General features: G+C 68.5%; 22 protein-coding genes. 5 read left to right on the top strand and 17 right to left on the bottom strand.

What is annotated here, in order from left to right; translation table 11 throughout:
• Window positions 1–7 precede the first annotated feature (7 nt).
• Window positions 8–1,195, top strand: coding sequence for an esterase-like activity of phytase family protein (locus JOD27_RS32865; RefSeq protein ID WP_204766206.1), 1,188 nt, complete (start codon window positions 8–10; stop codon window positions 1,193–1,195).
• A gap of 67 nt (window positions 1,196–1,262) precedes the next feature.
• Here the strand turns inward: JOD27_RS32865 and JOD27_RS32860 are convergent, their stop codons facing one another.
• From JOD27_RS32860 to JOD27_RS32810, 11 genes are all read right to left on the bottom strand, one after another.
• Entirely contained in the window at window positions 1,263–2,669 is a 1,407-nt protein-coding gene (locus JOD27_RS32860) for a GH1 family beta-glucosidase (RefSeq protein WP_204766205.1), read from the bottom strand.
• 37 nt (window positions 2,670–2,706) lie between these two features.
• The gene (locus JOD27_RS32855) at window positions 2,707–3,531 is read right to left on the bottom strand and encodes a carbohydrate ABC transporter permease (protein WP_204766204.1); all 825 of its coding nucleotides are present in this window, start codon (window positions 3,529–3,531) and stop codon (window positions 2,707–2,709) included.
• A gap of 2 nt (window positions 3,532–3,533) precedes the next feature.
• Window positions 3,534–4,433, bottom strand: coding sequence for a carbohydrate ABC transporter permease (locus JOD27_RS32850; RefSeq protein WP_239570053.1), 900 nt, complete (start codon window positions 4,431–4,433; stop codon window positions 3,534–3,536).
• 74 nt (window positions 4,434–4,507) lie between these two features.
• The gene (locus tag JOD27_RS32845; protein ID WP_204766203.1) at window positions 4,508–5,770 is read right to left on the bottom strand and encodes an ABC transporter substrate-binding protein; all 1,263 of its coding nucleotides are present in this window, start codon (window positions 5,768–5,770) and stop codon (window positions 4,508–4,510) included.
• Window positions 5,771–6,281: 511 nt separating this feature from the next.
• Entirely contained in the window at window positions 6,282–8,804 is a 2,523-nt protein-coding gene (locus tag JOD27_RS32840) for an ABC transporter permease (RefSeq protein ID WP_204766202.1), read from the bottom strand.
• 6 nt (window positions 8,805–8,810) lie between these two features.
• Complete coding sequence (locus JOD27_RS32835) at window positions 8,811–9,572, bottom strand: ABC transporter ATP-binding protein (protein WP_204766201.1); 762 nt, start codon at window positions 9,570–9,572, stop codon at window positions 8,811–8,813.
• A 120-nt stretch (window positions 9,573–9,692) separates the two neighbouring features.
• Window positions 9,693–12,671, bottom strand: coding sequence for a helix-turn-helix transcriptional regulator (locus tag JOD27_RS32830; protein WP_204766200.1), 2,979 nt, complete (start codon window positions 12,669–12,671; stop codon window positions 9,693–9,695).
• Between the two features lie 11 nt (window positions 12,672–12,682).
• Window positions 12,683–12,838 carry a hypothetical protein gene (locus JOD27_RS32825; protein ID WP_204766199.1) on the bottom strand — a complete coding sequence of 52 codons (156 nt, stop codon included), beginning with the start codon at window positions 12,836–12,838 and terminating at the stop codon, window positions 12,683–12,685.
• A gap of 70 nt (window positions 12,839–12,908) precedes the next feature.
• Window positions 12,909–15,743 carry an AfsR/SARP family transcriptional regulator gene (locus JOD27_RS32820; RefSeq protein WP_204766198.1) on the bottom strand — a complete coding sequence of 945 codons (2,835 nt, stop codon included), beginning with the start codon at window positions 15,741–15,743 and terminating at the stop codon, window positions 12,909–12,911.
• Between the two features lie 324 nt (window positions 15,744–16,067).
• Window positions 16,068–16,250 (bottom strand): DUF397 domain-containing protein, encoded by a 183-nt coding sequence (locus JOD27_RS32815; protein ID WP_229812568.1) that lies wholly within the window; start codon window positions 16,248–16,250, stop codon window positions 16,068–16,070.
• 32 nt (window positions 16,251–16,282) lie between these two features.
• Complete coding sequence (locus tag JOD27_RS32810; protein WP_204766197.1) at window positions 16,283–17,128, bottom strand: helix-turn-helix domain-containing protein; 846 nt, start codon at window positions 17,126–17,128, stop codon at window positions 16,283–16,285.
• A gap of 167 nt (window positions 17,129–17,295) precedes the next feature.
• On the opposite strand from JOD27_RS32810, the gene JOD27_RS32805 reads away from it, so the two are divergent.
• Window positions 17,296–17,613, top strand: coding sequence for a hypothetical protein (locus JOD27_RS32805; RefSeq protein ID WP_204766196.1), 318 nt, complete (start codon window positions 17,296–17,298; stop codon window positions 17,611–17,613).
• 388 nt (window positions 17,614–18,001) lie between these two features.
• Complete coding sequence (locus JOD27_RS32800) at window positions 18,002–20,215, top strand: SulP family inorganic anion transporter (RefSeq protein WP_307830464.1); 2,214 nt, start codon at window positions 18,002–18,004, stop codon at window positions 20,213–20,215.
• A gap of 66 nt (window positions 20,216–20,281) precedes the next feature.
• On the opposite strand, the gene dacB is transcribed toward JOD27_RS32800, so the two are convergent.
• Both dacB and gnd read right to left on the bottom strand, forming a co-directional pair.
• Window positions 20,282–21,820, bottom strand: a complete 1,539-nt coding sequence (gene dacB, locus JOD27_RS32795; RefSeq protein ID WP_204766195.1) for a D-alanyl-D-alanine carboxypeptidase/D-alanyl-D-alanine endopeptidase — start codon at window positions 21,818–21,820, stop codon at window positions 20,282–20,284.
• Window positions 21,817–23,247, bottom strand: a complete 1,431-nt coding sequence (gene gnd / locus JOD27_RS32790) for an NADP-dependent phosphogluconate dehydrogenase (protein WP_204766194.1) — start codon at window positions 23,245–23,247, stop codon at window positions 21,817–21,819. The genes dacB and gnd overlap by 4 nt, the downstream gene beginning before the upstream one ends.
• Before the next feature lie 121 nt (window positions 23,248–23,368).
• On the opposite strand from gnd, the gene JOD27_RS32785 reads away from it, so the two are divergent.
• Window positions 23,369–23,656 carry a DUF2218 domain-containing protein gene (locus JOD27_RS32785; RefSeq protein ID WP_204766193.1) on the top strand — a complete coding sequence of 96 codons (288 nt, stop codon included), beginning with the start codon at window positions 23,369–23,371 and terminating at the stop codon, window positions 23,654–23,656.
• Here the strand turns inward: JOD27_RS32785 and JOD27_RS32780 are convergent.
• The gene (locus JOD27_RS32780) at window positions 23,653–24,246 is read right to left on the bottom strand and encodes a LysE family translocator (RefSeq protein ID WP_204766192.1); all 594 of its coding nucleotides are present in this window, start codon (window positions 24,244–24,246) and stop codon (window positions 23,653–23,655) included. The two genes, JOD27_RS32785 and JOD27_RS32780, sit on opposite strands and share 4 nt — an antisense overlap.
• Window positions 24,247–24,305: 59 nt before the next feature.
• Here JOD27_RS32780 and JOD27_RS32775 point away from each other — a divergent pair, with 59 nt between their 5' ends.
• A complete protein-coding gene (locus tag JOD27_RS32775; RefSeq protein ID WP_204766191.1) occupies window positions 24,306–24,812 on the top strand; it encodes an Lrp/AsnC family transcriptional regulator in 507 nt (168 codons plus the stop codon).
• A gap of 154 nt (window positions 24,813–24,966) precedes the next feature.
• Here the strand turns inward: JOD27_RS32775 and JOD27_RS32770 are convergent, their stop codons facing one another.
• The 3 genes from JOD27_RS32770 to tesB form a co-directional block, all read right to left on the bottom strand.
• A complete protein-coding gene (locus JOD27_RS32770) occupies window positions 24,967–25,308 on the bottom strand; it encodes a hypothetical protein (protein ID WP_204766190.1) in 342 nt (113 codons plus the stop codon).
• 7 nt (window positions 25,309–25,315) lie between these two features.
• Entirely contained in the window at window positions 25,316–25,840 is a 525-nt protein-coding gene (locus JOD27_RS32765; protein ID WP_204766189.1) for a Uma2 family endonuclease, read from the bottom strand.
• 127 nt (window positions 25,841–25,967) lie between these two features.
• Window positions 25,968–26,879 carry an acyl-CoA thioesterase II gene (tesB, locus tag JOD27_RS32760; RefSeq protein WP_204766188.1) on the bottom strand — a complete coding sequence of 304 codons (912 nt, stop codon included), beginning with the start codon at window positions 26,877–26,879 and terminating at the stop codon, window positions 25,968–25,970.
• Window positions 26,880–26,882: the final 3 nt, after the last annotated feature.

The raw sequence follows: 26,882 nt of genomic DNA, 5'->3' as shown, positions 1-26,882 counted from the left end.
TCGCGGCATGAGGAGAACACTGGCCGTAGGCCTCACCCTGCTCAGCGTCACCGCGCTGGCCACGCCCACCACCGCGGCCCCCGCGGCCGCGCCAAAACAGGCCACGCTGACGAACTTCGCCTCACTCCCCGCCGAGACCTACCTGCCCGGCAGCGAGCCGAGCGGCGCCGCACTGGGGACGAACCCGATCAACGGGGTCACGCCGCCGTTCGCCGACCAGCCGATCCAGGGCTTCAGCGGCATCGTCCGCAACAGCGACGGCACGTTCGACGCCATCTCCGACAACGGGTACGGCACGAAGGCCAACAGCGCGGACTGGCTGCTGCGCATCAACCGCATCGCGCCGAACTTCAAGACGGGTGAGGTCGACGTCGTCGGCGGCATCACGCTCACCGACCCGCACGGCCACATCCCGTTCCCGATCACGAGGGCCGACCGCGTGATCACCGGTGCGGACATCGACATCGAGTCGGTCACCAGGACCGCGGACGGCACGTACTGGATGGGCGACGAGTTCGGCCCGTACCTGCTGCACTTCGACCGCGCCGGCCGGCTCATGGCGCCGCCGGTGCCGTTGCCGGGCGTCCGCGCCCCGGAGAACCCCGCCGGCAACCCGAACCTCGGTGGCAGCAAGGGCTTCGAGGGCATCACGCTCTCCCCCGACGGCAAGACGATCAACGCGCTGCTGGAGGGCACGGTCGCCGGAGACGAGCCGGGTACGTTGCGGCTCAACGAGTTCGACATCGCGAGCAACACCTTCACCGGCAAGACGTGGCGCTACCAGCTGGAGGCCACGAACTTCGCCATCGGTGACGCCATCGCGGTCGACAGCAACCGGCTGCTGATCGTCGAGCGGGACAGCGCGCAGGGTGCCGACGCGATCGTCAAGCGCGTCTACCTCGCCGACAAGCGCGACCGGGACCACGACGGCAAGCTCGACAAGACGCTGGTCGCCGACCTGCTGAACCTCGCGAACCCCAAGCACGTCGGCGGGCAGGCGGATCCGTTCAAGTTCCCGTTCGTCACGATCGAGGACGTCACGATCCTCGACGACCGCACTCTCGCGGTGCTCAACGACAACAACTTCCCGTCGTCGTCGGGGCGCACGCCGGGCAAGCCGGACAACAACGAGTTCATCACCATCCGGCTCGCGCAGAGCCTGCACGCCGATCCTCGCGTGCTGAGCCGCAGGTAGTACAAGAGAGCGCTCTCACCTGCGGCACAGAGGTGCCCGCAGGTGAGAGCGCCAGACCCCCTGGGGTCTAGATGGTGTAGCCGTGCGCGGGAAGCCCGTTCTGCCCGATGATCCGGGACAGCGTGGCCGCGCTTTCCTTCACCGTGCGCTGCTGCGTGTCGTAGTCGACGTGCACGATGCCGAACCGCTGCGAGTACCCGGCAGCCCACTCGAAGTTGTCGAGCAGCGACCACGCGAGATAGCCGCGGACGTCGGCGCCTTCCGAGATTGCCCTGTGCACCGCGCGGACGTGGTCCACCAGGTACTTCGTCCGCTCGACGTCGACCACGCGGCCCATCGGGTCCACGACGTCCGGGAACGCCGAGCCGTTCTCCGTGACCACCAGCGGAATTCCGTCGGTGTCACGGGACAGCCGGAGCAGGAGCTCGGTGAACGCGTCCGCGTTCTGTTCCCACCCGAACCCGGTCAGCTCGCCCTGCGGAGGCGCGATGGAGACGCCGCGCAGACCCGCGTGCGGGCCGAAGGGCACGTGATCGGGGGCGGCGGGCTCGACCCGCGTCGGGCTGTAGTAGTTCACGCCGATCCAGTCGATCGGGGTCGCGATGATCTCCATGTCACCGTCGCGCACCACGTTCGTCCAGTCGCCCAGCCACGTCGTGTCCTGCAGGACGTCGAGCGGGTAGCCGCGGCCGCAGACCGGGTCGAGCAGGATGCGGTTCTGCAGCCCGTCGACCTTGCGGACGGCCTCTTCGTCGTCACCCCAGACGGTGCTGAAGTTGAGGACGATCGACAGCCGGTGCGACTCGGGTGCCTGCGCCCGCAACGCCTGGGTGGCGAGGCCGTGGGCCAGCAGCAGGTGGTGTGCCGCTTCCAGGGACGCCACGGCGTCGGTGATGCCCGGCGCGTGGATTCCGTTGCCGTAGCCCAGGAACGCGGACACCCACGGCTCGTTCAACGTCGTCCAGGCCTGCACCCTGTCGCCGAGCCGTTCGTGCACGATGGCGGCGTAGTCTGCGAAGCGGTAGGCCGTGTCCCGGTTGCGCCAGCCGCCGAAGTCCTCCAGGACCTGCGGCAGGTCCCAGTGGTACAGCGTCACCAGCGGCTGGATGTCCTTCTCCAGCAACGAGTCCACGAGGCGGTCGTAGAACGCGAGACCGCGTTCCTCCACCGCGCCGCTTCCCGTCGGCTGGATCCGTGGCCACGCGACGGAGAACCGGTACGCGGCCAGGCCCAGTGACGCCATCAGATCCACATCGGACTCATAGCGGTTGTAGTGGTCGCAGGCCGGATCACCCGTGTCACCGGCCAGCACCTTGCCGGGCGTCGCCGCGAACGTGTCCCAGATCGAGGCGCCACGACCGTCCACTGTGGTCGATCCCTCGATCTGGAACGCCGCGGTCGCTGCTCCCCACAGGAAGTCCGGCGGGAAGGTCAGCACCTCCCGCCCGACCTCGACGTCCGAGTCGGTCGTCATGCAGTCACATCCCTTGTGGCTTGATCCCTGCTGTGTTTCATCCTTTTAGGGCGCCCTGCATGATTCCGCCGACGATCTGGCGCGACAGCAGGACGAAGATCGCGATCACCGGCAGCACCGCGAGGGACGCGCCGGCGAGCATCAACGAGTAGTCCGTGTAGTACCCGCTGGCCAGCGTCGACAACGCCACCTGGACCGTAGGGCTGTCGTTGGGGTCCAGCACGATCAACGGCCAGAAGAAGTCGTTCCACGCTGTCATGAACGTGAACATGCCGAGCACCGCCGCCTGGGGACGCACCGCGGGGAAGCCGACGTGCCAGAACGTCCGCAGCACCGAGCAGCCGTCGACGCGCGCGGCCTCGATCAGCTCGTACGGAACAGTTTCCTCGCACGCCTGGCGCATCCAGAACACGGCGAACGACCCGATCAACGCCGGCACGATGACCGCCTGCAGCGTGCCGTACCAGTCGAGGTCGGACATCAGCATGTACAGCGGGATCACGCCGAGCTGCGTGGGCACCATCGCGGTGCCGAGCACGACGAGGAACAGCGAGTCGCGCCCCTTGAACCGCAGCCGCGCGAACGCGAAACCCGCGAGCGTGCCGAGGACGACGTTCGAGATCGCCACCGTCGCCGCCACGATGAACGAGTTCTGCATGGCGAGCCAGAAGTCGACGGTGTCGAAGACCCGGCTGATGTTCTCGAAGAGGTTCCCGCCGGGAACCAGCGGTGGCACCTCCTCGCCGAGGACCGAGTTGTCCTTCGACGCCACGATGAACGAGTAGTAGAGCGGGAACACCGAGGCCGCCAGCACGGCGACCAGGAACCCGTAGAGCAGCGGCCCTGCCTTGGCGTTCTTCATGCTCACTCCTTGCCCGCGATGCGCCGCGTCAGCGAGAAGTTGACGATCGCGACCACCAGGACGACGAGGAACAGCATCCACGCGACGGTGGCGGCGTAGCCGGCGTCGAACAGCCGGAAACCCTTCTCGTACATGTAGAGCACCAGCGTCTGGAACTGCCGGTCGGAACCGCCGGTGGAGTTGTTCGCGGCGAACCCGGGGTCGAACAGGGCGGGCTCCGCGAACAGCTGCAGGCCACCGATCGTCGACGTCACCACGGTGAACAGGATCGTCGGCCGGATCGACGGCACGGTGATCGACCAGAACATCCGCCACCGCGACGCGCCGTCCAAAGTGGCCGACTCGTACATGTCCTTCGGCACCGACTGCATCGCCGCCAAGTAGAGCAGCGCGTTGTAGCCAGTCCAGCGCCACATGACCATTGTGGACACCGCGAGGTGCGACGCCCACGTGTCCGCGCGCCAGTCGACGGGGTCGATCCCGACCAGGCCGAGCAGGTAGTTGACGATGCCGAAGTCGCGACCGAAGAACTGCGCGAACACCAGCGCCACCGCGGCGACCGAGATGACGTTGGGCAGCAGCACACCCGCCCGCCAGAACGCGCTTCCGCGCAGTCCCCTGTCGAGCAGCGCGGCCAGGCCGAGCGCGGCCAGCAGCTGCGGCACCGTCGACAGGACGAACAGGCTGAGCGTGTTGAACAGCGCGTTCCAGAAGTTGGCGTCACCGAACAGGTGCGCGTAGTTGGCGAGACCGACGAATCCCTGGTTGCCGTCGATCAGCTGCCAGTCGTGCAGCGACACCCACGCCGTGTAGACCAGCGGGTAGAGGCCGAAGATCGCGAACACCACGAAGAACGGTGCGACGATCAGGTACGGCGTGTACTTCGCGTCCCAGCGGCTCAACCCGAAACGCTTCGACTGTGTGGAAGAAGGAACCGAGGCGGCCGGAGCCGCCTCGGTCCGGGTGCGCAGGTCCGTCACTTGACGGCGTCCTGCGCTTCCTTCAGCGCCTGCGTCCACGCGTCCGCGGCGGACTGCTTGCCCTGCTCGACCCGCGTGAGCGCGGTACCGAACACCGGCCCGACCTTCGAGTCCTTCGTGCCGCGGTAGGTCGGCTTCAGCGACTCGGCCGAGGAGGCGAAGATCTGGCCCACCGGAGCCTTGTTGAAGTACTCGTTGACGGTCGCCTGCACCTCGGCGTCCTGGTAGACCTTCGGCTGGCTGGGCAGGTTGCCCGTCTCCTTGAAGATCCGCTTCTGCTGCTCGGGCGCCGTCAGCCACTTGGCCAGTTCGTAGGCCTCCTTGGGGTGCTTGCCTTGCTTGGGAATCGCGAGGAACGAGCCACCCCAGTTGCCGCCACCGCCGGGCGCCGTCGTCACGTCCCACTTCCCGGCAGCCGCGTCACCGGCACCCGCCTTGATCAGCGCGAGCGCCCAGGCCGGGCACGTGGTGGTGGCGAAGGAACCCTGCTTCAGCGCGACGTTCCACTCCTGGCTGAACGGTTCGAGGGCGCCGGTCTGCTTCTTGGTGCCGAGCGCCGCCGCCGTGTCGAACGCCGTCTTGACCTTGTCGTTCTTCTCCGCGATGTACGAGTCGTCCTTCGCGAAGTAGCCCTCCTCGGTCTGGTCGAGGATGGCCTTGTAGACGTTGCGGCCCGTGTCGACGAACTTCACGTTCGGCGTCTTGGCCGTGAACTGGTCGGCGACCTTCGCGTAGTCCGCCCACGTCGGCCACAGCTTCGCGACCTCCTTGCGGTCGGTCGGCAGGCCGGCCGCCTCGAACAGGTCGCGCCGGTAGCAGAGCCCCAGGCTGCCCATGTCCGTGCCCAGCCCCAGCACGAACTCACCGCCGTCCGCGGTGCCCTGGTTCCACTTCCAGTCGGCCCACTGCGCCTTGAGGTCCTTGGCCCCGTACTCGGCGAGGTTCACGAACTTGTCCTTGGAGGCACGGAACTGGCTCACCACGCCCTCTTCGAGAGCGACGATGTCCGCCGCACCACGCCCACCCGCGAGCTGCGTCGCGAGCTGCGTGTTGTGCTGCTCCATCTTGACCTTGCGCTGCTCGATCTTGATGTTCGAGTGCGAGGCCTGGTACTCCTCGATGAGCTTGTCGTAGCCGAAGTCGGAGAACAGGCCAAGCGACAGCTCGATCTTGCCATTGGCCTCGGAACTCCCGCCGCAGCCTGCGGCCAGAACCATCACGAGGGTCGCAGCGATGCTGCCGACCAGCCTTCTGCTCATCCGTCCTCCTCGACGGGCGGCGCCACGGGCGCAGCTGACTGTTGTGAGAGCGCTCTCACACTCAACCGGCGAGGCGCGGGTGTCAAGCGGTCGACATCGTTCCGTAACTTTGTCGGGGCAGGCAACAAAACCCGTTCCAGAACCAAGGGGTGTCTCGTTTCGGCCGCACGCGGGGGCCTCGCGTCCGCCAGGAGAGTACGAAAGCTCCCCGCGTACTGCTCCGGAGACGGCGAAGAGGGACGACCGGGCCCTCGCTCCGGTCGTCCCTCACCCCAGGTAGAGGGGTTTTCTGGCCGAAAGTGACGCGTGCTCCCGAAGTTTTTCCGTGAACTTTGGGTTCAAGTCCGACCACGGCGGGTAGTGGTCCCGAACGCGCCGGCAGACGCAGCGGAGGCCCGGCGCCCCGACAGCACCGGACCTCCACCGATCCCCCGGCCGTGCGGCCCCTGTTTCCGCACGGCCGAACCTGCCTGGTTCGGTCCCCGACCACCGCAGCCAGGCAGGGCGTTCCCTACGCCTCGGCCATCCCAGCGACCACGGAGTTCTTGGCCGCACGACGGGCGGGCAGAGCAGCGGCGATCACCGCCGCGACCACCGCGAGCCCGAGCATGATCCCGATCTGGCCGAACGGGATGGAGAAGCTGATCTGGAACTCCGGGTTGGAGATCGCCTCGACCAGCAGCCACCCGAACCCGGCGCCGAGCAGCACGCCGACGACCGCGCCGATCAGGGCCATCAGGATCGACTCGACGACCAGCATCTGCCGCAGCTGGCCTCGGGTGAGGCCCAGCGCCCGCAGCAGGGCCGACTCGCGGGTGCGTTCCAGGACCGAGAGCGTCAGCGTGTTCGCGATGCCGAACAGGGCGATGATCAGCGCCAGGCCGACGAGGGCCCAGATGAACAGCAGCACCTGGTCGATCTGCGAGTTCAGCTCAGCCTTGGTCTCGGCCGCGGAGTTCAGCACCGCGACCGGCGAGGTGGCGATGACGCGTTCCAGGTCGGCGCGGGCGGCCGTGATGTCGGTGCCCGGCGCGAGCTTGACCAGCAGCTTCTGGTAGCCCTTCGCGGGCTCCTTGAGGATCGACTGCGCCGACGCGAGCGTGACGATGCCGGTGCCGTAGCTGTTGTCCTTGATCAGCGCGACGACCTTGAAGTCCTTGCCGCTGATCGGGACGGTGGACCCGACGGTGAGGCCGGCTTCCTTGGCCTCCTTCTCCCGCATCGCGATCTCGTTGTCCTTGAGACCGGTCAGCGTGCCGCCGGCGACCTCGGGGCGCACCAGGGAACCGATCGCGTCGGACGGGTAGCCGGTGACGTCGGCGTACTTGAGCTTGTCGGACTCGCCGTACGCGGTGAGCTCGGGAGCGACCTTCGCGACGTTGCGCACCTTCGCGACCTCGTCGGCGAACTTCTGGGTCAGCGGCTGGCTGTAGACGTTCGAGCTGACCGCGTAGTCGGCCGGGAACCGCTTGTCCACCTGCTGGTTCATCGTCGCGCGGCCGCTGCCGGCCACGACCGTCACCATCGCCACGATGGTCACGCCGATCATCAACGCCGCCGTGGTGGCCGCCGTGCGCTTGGGGTTGCGGCCCGCGTTGGCAGAGGCCAGCTTGGCCGGGACACCGCGCAGCGCCTTGCCGAAGAGGCGGTTCACCAGCGGCACGTACAGCGGGCCGAGGAGCAGGACCGCGAAGAGCAGCACCATCGTGGCGCCACCGGTGAGGAACAGCGCGGGCTCCTCCTTCTCCTGCTGGAGGCCGAAGTACACACCGGCCGCGCCGATCAGACCGATCACGGCGGCGATGATGATCCGCGCCTTGCCGGTGCTGGCGACGTCGTCGTGGCTGTCCGGCTGCGAGCGCAGCGCGGCGACCGGGGCGACCTTCGTGGCGCGGCGGGCCGGCAGCACGGCCGACAGCACGGTCACCACGACACCGACGCCGAAGCCGGCGGCGATGGTCACCCACGAGATCGGCAGGCGGATCGGGGCGTCCTCACCACCGGGACCACCCACCGTGCTGATGAACGCCTGCAGACCCGCCGAGACTCCGAGGCCTCCGAGGATGCCGAGCACGGACGCCGCGAGGCCCATGAAGACCGCTTCGGCGAGCACGCTGCGGAACACCTGCCCGCGTTCCGCGCCGACGCAGCGCAGCAGCGCGAGTTCCTTGGTGCGCTGCGCGACCAGAATCGTGAAGGTGTTGTAGATGACCATGCCCGCGACGACCAGGGAGATGGCAGCGAAAGCGAGCAGAAAGGTCTTGATCTCGCTCGCGGCGTCACCGACCTGGGCCAGCGTCGCCTGGGTCAGCTGTTCACCGGTCTGCACCTGGTAGCCGGAGCCGATGGCCTTGTTGATGTTGTCGACGAGCTGCTGCTGCGTCACGCCGTCCTTGGCGACCGCGACGATCTCGTAGATCCGCTGGTCGGGAAGCACCGTGCGAACGCCTTCCTGCGACAGGATCACGTGGTCGCTGCCGGACATCGAGATGCTGCTCGCGCCCTGCTGGTAGGTGCCGACGATGGTGTAGGCGTGCTCGGCGTTGTCCTTGTCGAGCAGCTTGAGCTTGTCGCCGACCTTGAGCTTCGCGATCTGCGCGGTCTTGGTGTCGACCGCGGCCTCGTCGGCCTTGACCGGGAACTTGCCGTCCTTGAGGTTGAAGTCGCGCAGCTTCTCCACCGTCGGCAGCGGCTGGACCAGCGCGTTGCGGGCCTTGCCGTCACCGCCGAGCAGGGCAGCGCTGCCGAACTCACGCGAGTCCGCGCCCGCGACACCGTTGGTGCCGCGGATCTTCTTGAGCACATCGGCTGAGATGCCGTTCTGCATCTGCTCCGAGGTGGCGTTGTCCGGGAGCTGCACCGCCGCGTCGACGTTGCGGGCGCTGCGGGCGAAGTTGTCCCTGGTCTGTTCCCCGACCGCGTCGCCGAGCACGAGGGTGCCCGTCACGAACGCGACGCCGAGCGCGATGGCGATGCTGGACAGCACCAGCCGCGCCGTGCGGGCGCGCAGGCCCGCAAGGATCGTCTTCAGCATCTTTTCTCACGCCCCCAGGTGCGTGAGGGCGTTGACGACGGACTCGGTGGTGGGCTGGTGGATCTCGCCCGCGAGCCTGCCGTCGGCGAGCAGCACCACGCGGTCCGCGTAGCTCGCGGCCACCGGGTCGTGCGTCACCATGATCACGGTCTGGCCCAGCTTGCGGACCGACATGCGCAGGAAGTCGAGGACCTCGGCACCGCTGCGGGAGTCCAGGTTGCCGGTCGGCTCGTCGGCGAAGATGACCTCGGGACGGGCGACGAGCGCACGGGCACACGCCACGCGCTGTTGCTGACCACCGGACAGCTCGGTCGGACGGTGGGTCAGGCGGTCGCGCAGGCCGAGGACGTTGACGATCGTGTCGAACCACTGCTTGTCGGGCTTGCGGCCGGCGAGCTCGAGGCCCAGCAGGATGTTCTGCTCGGCGGTCAGCGTCGGCAGCAGGTTGAAGGCCTGGAACACGAAGCCGACGCGGTCGCGGCGCAGCTTGGTCAGGTCCTTGTCGTTCAGCCTGGTGATCTCGGTCTGTCCGATGTGGATGGCGCCGCCGTCCACGGTGTCCAGTCCCGCGAGGCAGTGCATCAGCGTCGACTTGCCGGAGCCGGACGGGCCCATGATCGCGGTGAAGCGACCGGCCTCGAACGCGACGTTGATGCCGTCGAGCGCCCGCACGGCGGTGTCACCCTTGCCGTAGACCTTCACCAGGTTGTGGGCCGCTGCCGCGGTCCGTGTCCCGACTGCGCCCACTTCGGACACCAGTGCAGACATGTCGCTTGCCTTCCTCGCAGGGGATCATTCCTTGACGAGGAAGAAGCTATGAGTCAGCTGAGTACGCGGACATCAACTCCGCGACGCGTTGCACATCAGCCTGAGGTATGACAACCGGGACTACTCCAGCAGACCCCGGTCGTACGCGATCGCCACCGCCTCCGCGCGCCGCGACGCGCCCAGCTTGGCCATGATCCGGGAAAGATGCACGGACACGGTCTTCTCGCTGATGTACAGCTCCTCGCCGACCTCGCGGTTCGTCCGCCCGGACGCGACCAGCGCGAGCACCGCGCGTTCGCGAGGGGTGAAGAGATCGAGGTGCTCCCGCGCGGGTTCGTCAGCCCTGAGGGTGATGCGGGCCCGCTTGGCGCACGACGCCACGGCTTCCTGCAACGGCACGGCCTTGAGCCTGGTCGCCACCTCGTCGGCCAGCCGCAGCTGTTCTGCGGCCTCCTCGCGGTGGTTCTCCTTGGATTCGGCGCCCAGCAACGCCTCCGCGAGCCGCCACCGGCACAGCGCCTGCTCGAAGACGAGGCCGTAACCGAACGCGTCGACGGCCTGCTGCCACAGCCACGGGTCACCGGGGCCCTGGAGCCGCGACTCCTCGGCGTTGGACCTGGCCAGCCAGGCACGCCCTTCCGGACCGAGGGTGCCGGTGCGCGGCTTGCCGTGCACCGCCGTCAACCGGACGTGCTCGGCGAGCTTGTGGCCCGCCTCTACGGCGTTCTTCTCGGCCTCGGTGTCGCGCTTGCGTCGTGCTTTCGCGGCGAGATCCGCGTACGCCGCGATGCCGATCGCGCCGATCCGGATGTCCGCGAGCATCCACGGGCCACCGAGCTTGCGGGTCCACTCCATCGCGTCCGTGATCCGCTCGACGGCGAGCTCCGGCCGGCCGCGCCACAACGCGACCTCCGCGCCCGTGCCACCGGTGATCAGCGCGATCTGGATGTCGCGGTGCCAGTCGCTGCGCAGCTTCGTGATCTGCCGCTCGGTCTCCGCCAGCTCACCACGCCCGACCGTGAGGTGCGTCCGCGCCGCCGCGAGCCTCGCCAGCACCGTCGACGACACGGACATGCCGGGCGGTTCACTGGCCCACGCCGCGTAGTCCCAGTCGCCGATGTAGTAGTGCACCAGCAGCTGCAGGATGCGGATCTCCAGCCCGAACGTGCTCCACGTCAGGCCGGTCTCCTTGGCCCGATTGCCCGCCTCGTTGAACACGCGGGCCGCATCGGCCAGTTCGCCCTGGTCGTAGTGCATCAGGCCGTAGTAGTACCAAGCCCTCAGCTCGTTGTTGAACGCTCCGACCTCACGCGCGCTCTTGATCGCGCGCTCGAAGCTCACCTTGGCCTCGGCGTGCCGCATCGCGTGGTCGTCGAGAATCGCCAGCGTGCCGAGCGCGTCCGCGACCGCACCCGGAGCGTTCGCCGTCTGGCCGTCCGCGATCGCCTGCTCGGCGGCCTCACGGGCGGCGTCGTCCCTGCGCTGCTGGCGCAGGGCGGAAGCCTTGCCCGCCAGCACACGGGCGCGGGTGGGGCTCGGATCGCGGTGGTAGACGAGGTCGAGCGCCTTCGCCAGGACCAGGAAGTGCTCCTCCTCGTTGCCGTCCAGGACCGACAACGCCTGCGCGAGCCGCAGCCACACCTCCGCGGCCTCTTCCGGCGTCTGCTCCGCGGTGAGCGCCTTGGTGGCGCTGCGGGCGAACGCCACGGCCCGTTCCGGCTGTCCGGCCGTACCCGCGACCCAGGACGCCCTGCGCAGCAGCACTGATTCGTCCACATCGGACGGACGATCGGTCGCAGGGACCGCGTTCCACAGGTTGAGCGCCTTTTCCAGGTACCGCAACGACTCGGCGGGAGCACCGGCGCGTTCGGCCTCCCTGGACGCCTTGATCGAGGCCTTCAGCGCGAGCGCCAGGTCGTGGCTTTCGAAGGCGTGGTGCGCGAGAGCGGCCGCGGCGCCGCGTTCCTCCAGGTGCTCGGCCAGGTAGCGGGCGTACCCGGCGTGCAGCCGGACACGTTCGCCCGGCAGGAGATCACCGTAGACGGCTTCCCTGAGCAGAGCGTGCCGGAAGATGTAGACCTCGTTGTCGTCCACCACCAGCAAGTGGTGCTGGACGAGCTCGCGCAACGCGGTGTCGAGGTCGACGTCGGACAGCCCGGCGACCTCGCGGAGCCGGTCGTGCCGGACCCTGCGGCCGCGCACCGAGGCGACCCGCACCACGTGCTGCGCCTGCGGGCTGAGGCGTTCGACGCGGCTGAGGAGCACGTCGGCCAGCGCGGACGGCAACGACCTGTCGTCGCAGGTGGCGACCGCTATCAGTTCCTCAGCGAAGAACGCGTTGCCCTCCGACCGTTGCGCGACCTGTGCGACGACGTCCTCCGGCAGGTCGTCGGACAGGGCCTCGACGAACCTGCGGGCGTCCGCCGCGTTGAACGGCGAGAGGTCGAGACGCTCCACCGCGGGCAACCGGACCAGCTCGGACAACAAGGGCCGCAACGGATGGCTGCGGTGCAGGTCGTCCGAGCGGTAGGTGCCGACGACGAGCAGGCGCTGGGAACGCAGGCGGGACAACAGGAACGACAGCAGGTAGCGCGTCGAGGCGTCCGCCCAGTGCAGGTCCTCGACGACGAGCAGCACGCGCTGGCGTTCGGAGAGATCGGTGAGCAGGCCGAGCACGGCGTCGAACAGCTGGAGCTGGCCGACGTCCTGCTCCGGCCGGCGTCCCGGGATGAGGCTGGGCGCGATCATGCCCTCGGTGCCGGGCTCGCGTTCGGCGGGAAGCGCCAGCTGCGGCAGCAACATCGCCAGTGCCGGGCGGTTCGGGATGTCCTTGAGACTGCCGAGCGCTTCCGCGAACGGCAGGTACGGCAGGCCGGTCTCGCCGGCGTCCAGGCACCGTCCCATCAGGACGAGCGTGTCCTCCGCGCTGGCGGCGAGCTCGTCCACCAGCCGCGTCTTCCCGACGCCCGCGTCACCGGCGAGCAGCACCGCCCCCGCGGTGCCGTCACCTGCCTGCGCCAGCATGGCGCGCAACCGGTCCAGCTCGCGGTCGCGCGCGACCAACGGAATTCCGGAACCGAGACGCGCCACGAGTGGCATGCTCGCATATGTCATGCCTCGGTGCTGCTGGGTTTCGTACTCGTGTGGTGGATCACCCGCCGCAGCCACGACGGCATGCGGCCGTGCGATCGCTGCCAGTTGCAACGGGCGTTGCCGCGCCGGTACTCGATCTCCGCCTTGATCGCCTCAGGTGTCCATTCCGTCATGGTGACCAGGTTCGTCCTGAGGCCTCACCGCGCACATCGGACGATCACGCAGTCCCGCGCCGCGAACCCCTTACCCCACCGACACGGCACGGGCCCTGGCCAACCTGGCCCTCACCCCGTCCGCCTCCGAGGCGCCCAGCTCGGTGAACAGCGCGAGCGCCCGCTGCCAGTGCGCCGCCGCCCCCGCCGCACCGAGCCGGTCGAACACCGCGGCCAGCCGGTCGTGCGCCAGCGCCTGGTGGTACGGCGACACCGCGTCGCAGGCCACCGCCAGCGCCGTGCGGGCCGACGACAACGCGCCGTCGGTGTCGCCGGTCTCCAGCAACGCCGTGGAGATGTCGACGTGGCACGCTGCCTCGCCGCACTCCTCGCCGACCTCGTGGTACATCCGCAGCGCCACCTGCAGCCACGGCATCGCGTCGTCGAAGCGCTGCGTCGCGAGGTACAGCAGCCCGAGGTGGTGGTGAGCGTTGGCCTCGGCCCACTTCGACCCGGCGATCCGCGAGATCTCCATGGCCTCGCGGTAGTGCACCTCGGCCTCGGCGGCCCTGCCCATGTCCTGCAACGTGTCGGCCACCGTCGTCAGCGCACGGGCCTGCTGGTGCACGTCCCCCTTGCGGCGAGCCACTTCCAACGCGCCGCGGTGGGCGTGCAGGGCCTCGTCGTAGCGTTCCAGCTGCAGCAGCGCCACACCCAGGTTGAACTGCATGACGAACCGGGCGTCGTCGTCGTTCAGCGCGATCGCGGCCTGCAGCGCGGCTTCCGTGATGCGCAACGACGTCTCGCGCTCGGTTCTCAGCCACAGGTACCGCGACAACGTGTACGGCAGCTGCCAGGCGTGGACGTGCCAGCCCGTGGCGGAGGCGTGTTCCGTCGCGGCGATCAGGTTGGCGCGCTCGGCGTCGAACCACGCCATCGCGTCCGCCGCACCGGACAGCGCTGGCACGTGGGCCGGGCGGTGTTCCGGTGCCACGAGAACGCTGCCGCGGTTGATCGGCAGCATGCCGTCGGCCAGGTCGGCGCAGTGCAGGTAGTAGTCGAGCATCCGGCCGGTGGCGGCGCGGCGTTCCGGTTCGGACAGCTCGCCCGCCAGCGTCTTGGTGTAGACGCGGACCAGGTCGTGAGCCACGTGGCGGCCCGGTTCGCTGACGGACAACAGGTTCGCGGCGGTCAGCGTGTCCAGGGCCCGCTGGGCTTCGGCCAGCCCGACGTCCCCCATCGCCGCGACCACGTGGGTGCTGAGGTCGGCGCCGGGGTGCAGGCCGATGATCGCCAGCAACCTGGACTCCACGGGCGGGAGCGCACGGCGTGACGCGTCCAGAGCGGCCCGCACGGTGCCCTCACCGTCCTCCAGACCGAGTGCGGCCAGCCTGCCGTGCTCGTCCTGCAGTTCCTCGACGAGCTCGGCCACGCGCAAACGTGGGGACACGGCGAGACGGGCGGCGGCGATGCGCAACGCGAGCGGCAGGCCGTCGCACAGCTCGGCCAGCTCCCGCAACGCGTGCGCCTCGATGTCCGGACGGCCGGCGATGCGGCCCAGCACGTCCACGGCCGCGTCCTGGTCGAGCATGTCCAGCTCGATCAGCTTGGCCTCGACCTGGGCCACCAGACCGACCAGCCGGCGGCGGGACGTCACCACGACGCACGACGGCGCACCGGGCAGCAGCGGCAGCAGGTCCGCGGAGCTGCGGACGTTGTCGAGCATCACGAGCATGCGGCGGTCGGCCAGCAACGTCCGCAGCAACGCCGAGCGTTCGTCGACCGAGACCGGGGTGTCGCTCGCCGGCACGCCCAGCGCGCGCAGGAACCGGTTGAGCACCTCGCCGATCTCGAGCGGCTCCCGGTTCGGGTCGTAGCCGTGCACGTCGACGTAGAGCTGGCCGTCCGGGAACTCCTCGCGGACCCGGTGCGACCAGTGCAACGCGAGCGCCGTCTTGCCCACGCCCGCCGGTCCGGTCACCAGCAGCACCGGGCCGTCGTGATCGCGCAGCAGCGCGTCCATGTGCGCCAGCTCGGCGTCCCTGCCGATCAGCGCGACGGGAGCGCGCGGGAGCTGCGCCGGGATCGTCACGGGAGCGGGTTCCGGCGCGGCGGGCTGCGGAGGGACGCGCACCGGCGCACGTTCCGGTTCTGGGCTGTCCCCCGCCAGCACGGCCTGGTGCACGCGGCGCAACTCCGGGCCCGGCTCGACACCCAGCTCCTCGATCAGCACGCGACGCGCCTCGCGGTAGGCGGCCAGCGCCTCCGCCTGCCGGCCCGCCTGGACCAGCGCGCGCATCAGCAGCCCGTAGCCGCGCTCCCGCAAGGGGTGGTCGACGACCATCGAGCTCAGCTGCGAGACCAGTTCGGGGCCCTGCCCGATCGCGAGCCCCAGCTCGGCGCGTTCCTCCAGCACGGCGAGTCGGCGTTCCACGAGACGACCGCGTTCGACGTCGGCGAAGAGGCCGGAGACACCGCCGAGGGGCTCGGCTCGGAACAACGCCAGGGCGTCGTCCAGCTCGACTGCCGCTCCGGCGAGATCACCTGCCGCGCGCATGCGGTTCGCGAGCAGCACCTGACGTTCGAACACGTCGAGGTCCAGCGCGCCGGACTCGACGCGCAACAGGTAGCCGTCGCCGACCGACGTCAGCAGCTCGGCAGGAGCCCTGCGAGCACGGGTCGGCTCCAGCGCGCGGCGCAGTCCCGCCACGTAGGTCTGGACCAAATTCACCGCGCTCGAGGGCACGTTGTCGCCCCAGACGGCCTCGATGATCTGCCCGCGGCTGACCGGTGTGTTGCGCGCCAACAGGAGCACCGCGAGGACGGCGCGCTGCTTCGCCGCACCGAGATCAACTTCGTGACCTGCGCGAACGACTCGGAGTAGGCCGAGAACCTCGAACCGCAGGGGCTCCTCGCCGTGCGTCACCGACCTGTCCTTCGCCTGGTGGTCACCTGGAGCTTGAAGATCACTTCAGTCGGGCTCCAGTCGTGCTGTAGAAGCCATTCTTACGCTTAGCGTGTCCAACCAACCACAGACGGCGAGATCAACGGAAACCGGAGATCGGACAGTCGGGAAAGATTGGACCGGACAGCGGATCACCCGCTGCTCCCCATGATCGACGTGGGTCGGCCGGCGTGCAAGGGGCATCCAGCCCGCGGCGGCGGAACGCCGGCCGGCCCACGTCCCCCCCCAAAACAAGCGAAGGGCCCAGGCTGACACACCCAGCCTGGGCCCTTCGAGTTTTGGTGATCAGCTGACGAAAGAGCCGGTCTTCGCGGCGGCGAGGAAGGTCTCCCATCCCGCGTCGCCGAACCTCAACCGCGCCCCGTCCGCGTTCTTGCTGTCACGCACAGCCGCGCCGGACGAGACGAGCGCGATCTCCACGCACTCGGGTCCACCGGCGGACGAACGGCTGCTCTTGCGCCAACGCAAGCTTTCCACTGTCTGTTCACTCCCGGTCGCAGTCACGCGAGAGTGCGAGCGATCTCAGTGATCAGGGTCGCCGATTCCCTCGAATTCAGGGCGGAGTTCACCAGACGCTCGAACATCTCGGCGTACCAATGGACGTCTGACTGTTGCTCCAGATAGACGCCACTCCTAGTACTTTCGATGTATACGACGTCGGGGTCGAGCTGCTCCGGGAAGCTCAGGATGACGAACGGGCCGTCCATCGCAGCATGACCACCGGCGCTGAACGGCACGACCTGCATCGTGACGTTCGGCAGTGCACCGACCTCGAGGAGACGCGCCATCTGGGCGCGCATCACCCCGGTGCCGCCGACGAGCCTGCGCAGGGCCGCCTCGTCGATCACGACGTGCAGGCGCAACGGGTCGTCTTCGCTCAGCAAGGCCTGCCGCGCCTTGCGCAACCGGACTCGCCGGTCGATCTCCGCGGTGCTCGAGTCCGGCAGCACCTCGGAGATCAACGCCCTCGTGTACGCCTCGCACTGCAGCAGGCCGGGGATCATCAGCCCCTGGTAGGTCCTGATCGAGTCGGCGTCGGCCTCGTACCCCACGTAACGACCGGGCACGATGTCACCGAACTCGTCCCACCACGCCTTGCGGCGGGCCTCCCTGGCCAGCTGAACCAGTTCGTCGAGGGTGGCGGTGTCCGCACCGTAGGCGGTGAGCATGTCCCGCACGTCGCGCGGGCTCACTCCCACCCGCCCTGTCTCGATGCGGCTGATCTTGGAGGCCGAGCACTCCAGACGCTCGCCCACCTCCTCGATCGTCAGCTCGGCCGCTTCGCGCAGCCGCCTGAGCTCACTCACGAGCCGACGCTTGCGCAGGGTCGGGCTGCTACCCCGCATGGCTCCTCCTGGATGCCATCCACACCTCCTGGTCGCGTCTCAGTTTGAGAGCAAAGGAGGGCGTCGCAAAGGGACGTCATCCATTCGTGTAGTGCAACTTGCAGATCTCGTATGGACCAGGACAGTCTGCATGGGTTGCTTACGCACGGACTGGAGCTCTGAGCCTGATGGCCGTCACGGTGTTCAGCCAACTGGACAAGTCGCTGCACTCACACCTGGCCACACTCACCGATCTCGCCCAGCACGGCGACGACCAGACCGCCCTCGTGCTCGCCAGGGTAGAGCTGCCGAGGGTGGTCGCGGTTGTCAAGGCGTTGCTGGACGAGCACCAGCCCGACGAGCACGGCCGGTGCGCGACCTGCAAGCGCAGCTGGTTCACCCGCAGGCTGCCCGCACCGTGCCGTGCGTACCTCTCGGCGCAACTGATCCTGACCGTGGTGGGCCAGGAGACTTCGCACGGCAAGCACCTGCGCTCGGTAGGCTGAATTCCGAAACTCGATAGTTCTTCAAGTTTCACTCTGACTCGGGCCGGCTCCGCACCCCCGACCGGGGCCGGCCCGTCTTCATCACTACCTCGCGTGACGTTACCGGGCAAGATCAACACGGTTGGCTGAAACCACTGCCACAAAGCCGATTCCGCCGTCATCATGGTGGCGACGCGGCCTGATCGAGACCCGATGCCTGTGCCGACACGGAGGTGCTCCCGTGCCGACCCCGCATGACCGCGCCGACGCGCTCGCCGCCGTTCGGCCGCGCCGTTTGCTGCCCTTAGGGCTCCTCTAGCGAACTCCCCCTTCCCCCCTCGCTCTGTGCTGCGCGCACAGGGCTATCCCGCATTTCAGGGCCGCTGTGCCACGAAAGGAAAACATTGCCGTGAACCATCTGCAGAAGTCCAACGCCGGCGATCACACCCCGCACGGTCCACCGGTGATCCTCCGGCACGACCTGCCCGCGAGCTTCGTCCTGTTCCTGATCTCGATCCCGTTGTCGCTCGGGATCGCGCACGCCACCGGTGCGCCGTTGATGGCGGGAATCATCTCGGCCGTCGTCGGTGGCGTCGTCGTCGGCGCGATCAGCGGGGCGCCGCTGCAGATCAGCGGACCGGGCACCGGGCTCGTGGTGATCGTGGCCGGGCTGGTGGCGCAGTTCGGCTGGGCGGCCACCGCGGCGATCACGCTGGCCGCCGGTGCACTGCAGCTCGCGTTGGGGCTCACCGGTATCAGCCGCCTGGTGATGTCGCTGTCCCCCGCCGTGGTGCACGGGATGCTCGCGGGCATCGGCATCTCGATCGCCGTCGGGCAGCTCGTGGTGGTGCTGGGCGGAACGGCGTTGTCGTCGGTGCCGGGGAACCTCGCGCTGCTGCCAGGAGAACTGGCCAGTTCGCAGATCGGGTCGTTGCTGGTCGGTGCCGTCGCCATCGCGGCTTTGCTGCTGTGGCCACGGGTTCCGCGCGCATCCCTGGTACCCGCGCCGCTCGTCGCCGTCGGTGCCGCGACGCTGGTGGCGTCCGTGCTGAAGCTCGACGTCGCACGCGTCGACCTGCCGGAGAGCCACGCGCTGGTGTTCCCGCAGATGCCGCAGGGCAGCGTCGGCGCGGTCACCGCGGCCATCGTCACCGTCGCGCTGGTGGCGAGCATGGAGTCGTTGCTGTCGGCGGTCGCGACCGACCGGTTGCACGACGGGCCGCGGGCCAGGCTGGACAAGGAGCTCATCGCGCAGGGCACCGGCAACGTGCTCGCCGGGGCGCTGGGCGGGCTGCCGATCAGTGGCGGGCTCGCTCGCAGCTCCACGAACGTCGCCGCGGGCGCCAAGACCCGGTACAGCGCGATCCTGCAGGGCGTGTGGATCGCGGTGGCGGTGCTGGCGTTCCCGGCCGTGCTGGAGCTGATCCCGTTGGCTGCGCTGGCGGGCGTGCTGCTCGTCGTCGGGATGAAGCTCGTGTCGGTGGACCGGATGCGGACGCTGTGGCGGCACCGGGAGTTCCTGGTGTATGCGGCGACCGTGCTCGGGGTCGTCCTCTTCGGACTGCTCGAGGGGGTGGTCGCCGGGCTCGCCATCGCGTTGCTGCGCGCGTTGTACCGGTTGACGCACTGTTCGGTGCGCGTCGAGGGCAACCGGGTGTCCGTGCGCGGATCGTTGGTGTTCCTCGGGGTCGGGCGGCTCGTGCGCGAGCTGCGGCAGCTTCCGCTGGGCGGGCAGGTGGTGCTGGAACTGCACATCGACTACCTCGACCACGCGTCGTACGAGGCGATCAACGACTGGCGCGAGGGCTACGAACGGCTCGGCGGGCAGGTGCGCGTCGACGAGGTGCACGACACCTGGTACGACCGGGCGAACCAGGGCAAACCGGGACGGCGCAAGACGTTGCCCGGCCCGCTGCCCCGCTGGTTCGCACCGTGGTCGCACTGGCAGGGCGAGCCGAGCTCGGTGTCGCTTCCCGCCCAACGGTCTTCCGCCGAGAGCGACCCGATGATCCTGGGAATGCACGAGTTCGAGCTGCGGTCGGCGCCGTTGGTGCGGCCGTTCCTGCACGAGCTCGCGCTGCGCGGGCAGCGACCGCAACAGCTGTTCATCACCTGCGCGGACTCTCGCGTGGTGCCGAACCTGATCACCACGTCCGGGCCCGGTGACCTCTTCTGCGTGCGCAACATCGGCAACCTGGTGCCGATGGCGTCCGCGGACGACAGGTCCGTCGGCGCCGCGATCGAGTTCGCGGTCGAGGTGCTGAACGTCGGCTCGATCGTCGTGTGTGGACACTCCGACTGCGGCGCGATGAAGGCGCTGGTGAATGGGTCCGCCGCACCCGGCACTCACCTGCACTCGTGGCTGCGCAACGCGGAACCGTCGCTGATCCGGTTCCACGCGCCGACGTCGCCCGGTTGCGCGGACCTGCCGGTGGCGGACCGGCTGGCCGTGGCGAACGTCGCGCAGCAGCTCGACAACCTGCTCGGCTACCCGAGCGTGCGGGAGGCGATCGCGGCGGGCACGCTGGCGTTGAAGGGCATGTACTTCGACATCTCGAACGCCCGCGTCTACCTGGTGGACCCGGACCGCAACGGTCTGGAGCCCGTCCCCTCCCCCGCCTGAAAACGACGAAGGGAACCTTCCTCCGCCTGACGTGCAGGAAGGTTCCCTTCATCGCAAAGCAGCGAGCTAGCAGGTGCCGATCCACGAGCACTCGACGTCGAAGCGCTCGTTGGCGGGGACCTTCCTGCGGTCCTGCGCGGGAGCCTTGCGCTGCTGTGGCACCGACTCGACCTTCTGCGTGGCCGCGGTGGTGGCACCGTCGGACGCCAGCCGGACGGCGACCTTGTCCTCGATCGTCTTGGGGCTGAACCACAGCACCAGGTTGTTCTGCGCGATCGAGAACACCAGCTGCCTGCCGGTCTGCGTGGTGACGTAGCCGGACAGCGCCGAGACACCGGACATCGATCCCGTCTTGGCCTGCACGTTGCCCTCGGCCTTGGTGCCCTTCATCCGGTTGACCAGGGTGCCGTCGCGGCCGGCGACCGGCAGCGACGCCGACCAGGTGCCGAACCACGGCTTGGTCTTCGCCTTGATCAGCACCGACGTCAGGTCGTCCGGCGAGATCTCGTCCATCCTGGACATTCCGGAACCGTCGAAGATCTCGACCCAGTTCGGGTCGACACCGAGACCGGACCACTTGCGGCTGAGCTGGTTGACGCCGTTGGCGAACGAGCCACCCGCCGACTTGACCAGCACCTCGGCCAGCATGTTGTTGCTGTTCTTGAGCAACGGGTTGATCAGCTGTCCGAGCGTCATGGACTCGTCGGACGCGAGAACCGCGGCACCCTGCGGCGCCGCGCCCCTGCGCACCCCGCCCTGGACCTGGATCCCGTTCTGCTCCAACGCCTTGGCGAACACCGAGCCAACCAGGCCGGTCGGATCCTTGACGGTGGACAGCGCCGTCTTCTCGACCCAGGTCGAACCGCTGACCTTGATCACGTTCGTGCCGTGCTCGCGTTCGACGGTGATCCCGGCGTCGCCGTTGGTGGTCGCCGTGTTCTGGATCTGCACCTGGTCGTTCGCCGGCTCGACGCTCACCTGCACCGGATCACCCGTCGCGGCACCGGGCCTGACGCGCACGACCACCGTGCCGGCGCTGAACTTCGCGTCCGGCGACAGCGTCAGCGCCGACGTCTCCGCGTTGTACGAGTACGGCTCGTCGTCCCACGCCCAGCCCAGACCGTAGGGCTGGGGGTCGAACGCCGTGTCGTCGAGCACGAGCGCGCCACTGATCGTCGTGACACCGCTGGCCTTCAACGTGTCCGCGAGCGCCTTGTACCGCTGCGCGGACATCGTCGGGTCGCCGGTGCCGCGCAGGACGAGGTCGCCGTTCAGCGTCGACCCGTTCCGCGTGCCCGAAGACTGCAGCTCGGTCTTCCACTTGTAGTCCGGGCCGAGCAGGTCGAGCGCGGCCGCCGTGGTGAGGACCTTCAGGTTCGATCCCACCTGCGAGCGCCTGCCGCCCGACCTCGTGTAGACGACCTCACCGGTGTTCGCGTCCCGGACGGTGACGCCGACGTCGGCGCCCTGGAGCCCGGGATCGGCGAGGATGGCGTCGAGATCACGAGTCAGTGCCTCGTCGCCACCCGCCACCGCGCCGCCGCTCGACGTCAGGGTCAACCCTGCCGTCGCAGCGACGACCGCCCCCAGCAAACGAAATTTCACGCTTCCACCTCTGAGCGATCACCCGACCACAACGTGTGGAAGCTACCGGGGCGATCAACACGGCGGTACGTGTGGGCACCGAAGAAGTCCCGCTGTCCCTGGACGAGCGCGGCGGGCAGACGCTCGGAGCGAAGACCGTCGTAGTAGGCCAGAGCGGACACGAAGCCAGGAGTCGGAACGCCGGATTCGACCGCACGGACCACAACGCGCCGCCATGCGGCCTCGGCGTTCTGCACCGCGTCGCGGAAGTAGTTGTCCACCAACAGGGACGCGAGGTCCGGGTTCGCGTCATAGGCCTCGCGGATGCGGTTGAGGAACTGTGCCCGGATGATGCACCCACCGCGCCAGATCGTCGCCATGGCACCGAGGTCGATGTTCCAGTCGTAGTTCTTCGACGCCTCACGGATCATGTCGAAGCCCTGCGCGTACGCGACGACCTTCGACGCGTAGAGCGCCTGGCGCACGTCGTCGACCAGTTCGACGTCCGGCTTCGCGACGACCTCGCTGGCACCGAACGCCTCGCGCACGGCCTTGCGCTGGTCGGTGTGGCCGCTCAGGCTGCGCGCGAACACGGCCTCGGCGATACCGGTGACCGGCACGCCCAGCTCCAGCGCCTCCTGCACGGTCCAGCGGCCGGTGCCCTTCTGCTCGGCCGCGTCCTCGATGACCTCCACGAGCGGGGTGCCGTTCGCGTCGACGTGCTTGAGGACCTCCGCGGTGATCTCGACCAGGTACGACTCCAGGTCACCCGAGTTCCACTGCGTGAAGACCTCGGAGATCTCGGCGGGGCTCTGGCCGCCGACGCGGCTGAGCAGGTCGAACGCCTCGGCGATGAGCTGCATGTCGGCGTACTCGATGCCGTTGTGCACCATCTTCACGAAGTGCCCGGCACCGTCCGGCCCGACGTGCACGCAGCACGGCTGACCGTCCACCTTGGCCGCGATCTCCTCGAACACCGGACCGACGTGCTTGTACGACTCGACGGGACCACCAGGCATGATGCTGGGGCCGTTGAGAGCGCCCTCCTCGCCACCGGAGATGCCGGCGCCGACGAACAGCAGCCCCTTCTCCTTCAGCGCGGCCTCACGGCGGCGCGTGTCGGCGTAGTGGGCGTTGCCGCCGTCGATGACCATGTCGCCGGGTTCGAGGATTTCACTCAGCTCGTCGATGACGGCGTCGGTCGGCCCGCCCGCCTTGACCATGATGATGATCTGGCGCGGCGTCTGCAGGCTGTCCACGAGATCCTGCAGCGTCTCGGCGCCGACGAAGTCACCCTCGTGACCGTGCTCCTCTAGCAGGGCCTTCATCTTCGCGGGCGTCCGGTTGTGCACGGCGACTTTGAAGCCGTGGCGCGCCAGGTTGCGCGCGAGGTTGCTGCCCATGGTGGCGAGACCGGTGACCGCGATACGTGCTTTGCCTTCCGTCATACGCGACAGCCTGCCGTGTTCTTCTTGTTTACGCGAGACGTCACAGGGTGTTCTCAGACTCCGTTTTGCCAGGTGAACCGCGTCACGCCGCAATACGTATGGCTAGGCGTAAGTTGGCTTCATGACGGAATTCACGAGCGTGGGACGCTCGGCGACCGACCGTGCCTCCAGGTACGGATCACAGCTGGTGAAGCACTTCACGCACAAGGACCTGGAAGGCTCCTGGGAGGACTCGCGCGGGTTCGTTCGCTTCTCTCTCGGTTTGGCCGAGTTCGAGGCCTCTCCCGACGCGTTGATCATGCGCGTGGTGGGTTCTTCGGAAGAGGACGTGGCACGGCTGCGTGACGTCGTGGAACGGCACCTGGTCCGGTTCGGAACCCGGGACGAGCTGACCGTCACGTGGTCCTAGGCGGCCAGAACTGACGCGGCCATCCCGATGAGAGCGGTACCACAGACCCGCTCGAACGTCGCGCGGATCTTCGGCTTGCTCAGCAGAGTGGCCAGCTGACGGGCGAGCGGCACGACGATGACCCAGAACCCCGCGAACACCCCGACCGTGACCGCGCTGAGGAGCGCGGCCTGCGGGAGCGGCGCGGCGTTCGGGTCCATCGCCTGCGGCATGAGGCTCAGGAACGTGAGCATCACCTTGGGGTTCAACAGGTCGCAGAGCATGCCGCGCAGGAACACGTTGCCCTTCTGATCCTGTTCGCCGAGCGGCTGCTTCGCGGACTTGAGGGTCATGAACCCGAGGTAGGCGAGGTAGAGCGCGCCAACCGCCTTGACGACGAACAGGGCGGTCGGCACCGCCACGACGAGCGCGCTCAGGCCGACGGTCGCGAGCGTCGCGTGGATCAGCAGCCCGGTGATCACACCGAGCGCCGCCTCGACACCCCGGCGCAGGCTGCGCACCGCGTTCCCCATGATCAGAACGAAGTCGGGACCAGGCACGATCGTGATCACCACGAGCGCGAGCAAGAACGACGTCCACGCGATGTGCATGCGACCGATCGTTGTGCGTTGTTCTGCCGCATTCCAGCTGGTCAGTACGATGTTCGGTTATGCGCGAACAAGCCGAACTCGATTCGGTCGACTGGCACATCCTGGAGGAGTTGCAGAACGACGCGACCCTGCCGAACCGCACCCTGGCGGAGATCGTCGGCCTGGCGCCCTCCTCGTGCCTGCAGCGGGTCCGGCGGCTGCGCGAACTCGGTGTGATCACCGGCTGCCACGCCGTCGTCGACCCGTCCACGACGGGCCTGCCGCTGGAGGCCGTCGTGTCGGTGAACGTGCGGCCGCACACCCGTCCCGTGGTGGCGGCGTTTCGCGCGTTCGTGATGGCTCAGCCGGAAACGCGGTCGATCTTCCACGTCTCCGGGCAGGCGGACTTCCTGATCCACATCGCGGTCGCCGACTCCACACACCTGCAGGCGTTCCTGATGGACAAGATCGCGTCGCGGACCGAGGTGAGGAACCTGACCAGCTCGGTGGTGCTGGAGCGGGTGGAGACTCGGGCGCTGACGCCGCCGGCGAACCTGCGGCCGACGCACCGGCGCCGGAAGGCCTGAGCTGTCAAGCGACTCGGAGAACGGCAACTCCGCCGTCCGCCCGTAGACGGCCTCACAGCCGGACAGTTGCCCAGCGTCGTCGACGGCCGCCATTCACTCAGCGACGCCGCAGCGAGCGGGTCGTCGTCGGGTCCCTGAATCTCGACCTGCCTGGTCACACGTCGTCGTCGAACGGTTCGTCGCTCCACCGCCACCCGGCGGTACCGTCCGCATGGATGTGGAGCAGGAACTCGGCCACCGGCCGCCCGTCCGGGAACGTCATGGTGAGCGACTTCCGGATTTCGAAGTAGCAGGCGTCGGACCGCTCGTAGTCCTCGTCATCGACGGCCTGCTCCTGCTCGGCGAACACCGGCCGGAACTCCTCGAACCCCGGCAGCGTCTCGACGTCCGCGTGCACCCACGGGAAGTCGGCGCCGGTCACCTTCAGCCTGGCGATTTCCTGACCTGCGTGGTGCAGCCGCCAGACGGCGCCGGTGGTCAGCACGCTGTCGCTCAAACGCTCATCACCGTCGTGACAACGCGTCGAGGTCGAACGCCAGCGAAGCAGGTCGGCTCAACTTGACTTGCCCCACGACATCCTCGACAACGTGGTAGACGCCAGCTACCAGGTCGTACGCAGTCAAGCTGACCGGCTCGTCGAGTTGGACCAGCCAGTAATGCGGGATTCCGGCTTTGGCATACTGCATCGGCTTCGTGAGGCGATCTGTGCGCTCTGAGCCAGGAGACACGATCTCAACCGCAAGCACGACGTCCGCCGCCACGAACCGCTTTGGTTTGCGCTCTGCGGCCTCCGTCGCGACCACGACGATGTCCGGCTTGCGCACCGTCGGCCGGTCCGAGTCATCGATCACCACGTCGACATCGTCAAAAGCCGTCAGATCTTCAGGCAGTTGCTCATCAAGCCAATAGGTCAACCGGTTCTGAGCCCTCTGGTGAGGGGGGACAGCGGGAGGTACCACGTGCAGGACTCCATCTACGAGCTCGAGGTTCTCGTCCTCTGGCATCGCGTCCCACTCGTCCAGGCTCACCAGGTGATCTCGCCACGCTCCCGCAGTCACGTGCGCACCTCTTTCCGCCCCGGAGTATCCGCTACCAGTCAGTCTAGGCATCGGCTCAACGCGGGCCCGGCTTGATCACTCGAACAGGGGTGCGAACTCAGACCCCGTCGGGTGACGGCTTGAGGACCCGGATCAGGCCCTCCTGCACGACAGTCGCCACCAGCTGCCCGTCCCCCGAGAAGAACTGCCCGGTCGCCAGCCCGCGATTCCCGGAAGCGGACGGCGAAGCGGTGTCGTACAACAACCACTCGTCCGCTCGGAACGGCCGGTGGAACCACATCGCGTGGTCCAAGGACGCGCCGAGGACCTTGTCCAGTCCCCAGTACACGCCGTGCTTGGCCAGGACTCCGTCCAGCAGGGTCATGTCCGAGGCGTAGGTCATGATGCAGATGTGCAGCATCGGGTCGTCCGGCAGCTTGCCGTCCGCCTTCATCCACACCCGTGACGCGGCCTCGCCGGGACCGTCCTCTCGCGACTCCCACGGCGGCTCGGTCACGTAGCGCACGTCGATGGGGCGCGGGAACTTCGACGAGTGCAGCAGGTAGCCCTCGGCTGCCTCGTGCCACGTCGGCAGCGACTCCGGGTCCGGCACCGCGGGCATCGGGGCGGCGTGTTCGACGCCCTGCTCCTCCAGCTGGAACGAGGCGGACAGCGCGAAGATCGCCTTGCCGTGCTGGATGGCCACGACGCGGCGGGTGGTGAAGGAGCGGCCGTCGCGGATGCGGTCCACTTCGTACACGATCGGCACGCGCGGGTCGCCCGGCCGGATGAAGTACGAGTGCAGCGAGTGCACGCGGCGTTCCACCGGGACCGTGCGACCGGCGGCTACCAGGGCCTGGCCCGCCACCTGCCCGCCGAAGACGCGCACTGGCGACTCGGCGGGCGACACACCGCGGAAGATGTTCTCCTCGATGCGTTCCAGGTCGAGCAACGCGACCAGGTCGTCCACTGCGGATTGTCCACTCAGCCCTGATGGGCTCGCGGCAACGGCGCGGGCTGCCTCGGTCACGTC

The sequence above is a fragment of the Lentzea nigeriaca genome (assembly GCF_016907955.1).
Taxonomy (GTDB): Bacteria; Actinomycetota; Actinomycetes; order Mycobacteriales; family Pseudonocardiaceae; genus Lentzea; species Lentzea nigeriaca.
The sequence above is the reverse complement of the archived record's forward strand: the minus strand, read 5'-3'. Positions and strand labels throughout refer to the sequence as shown.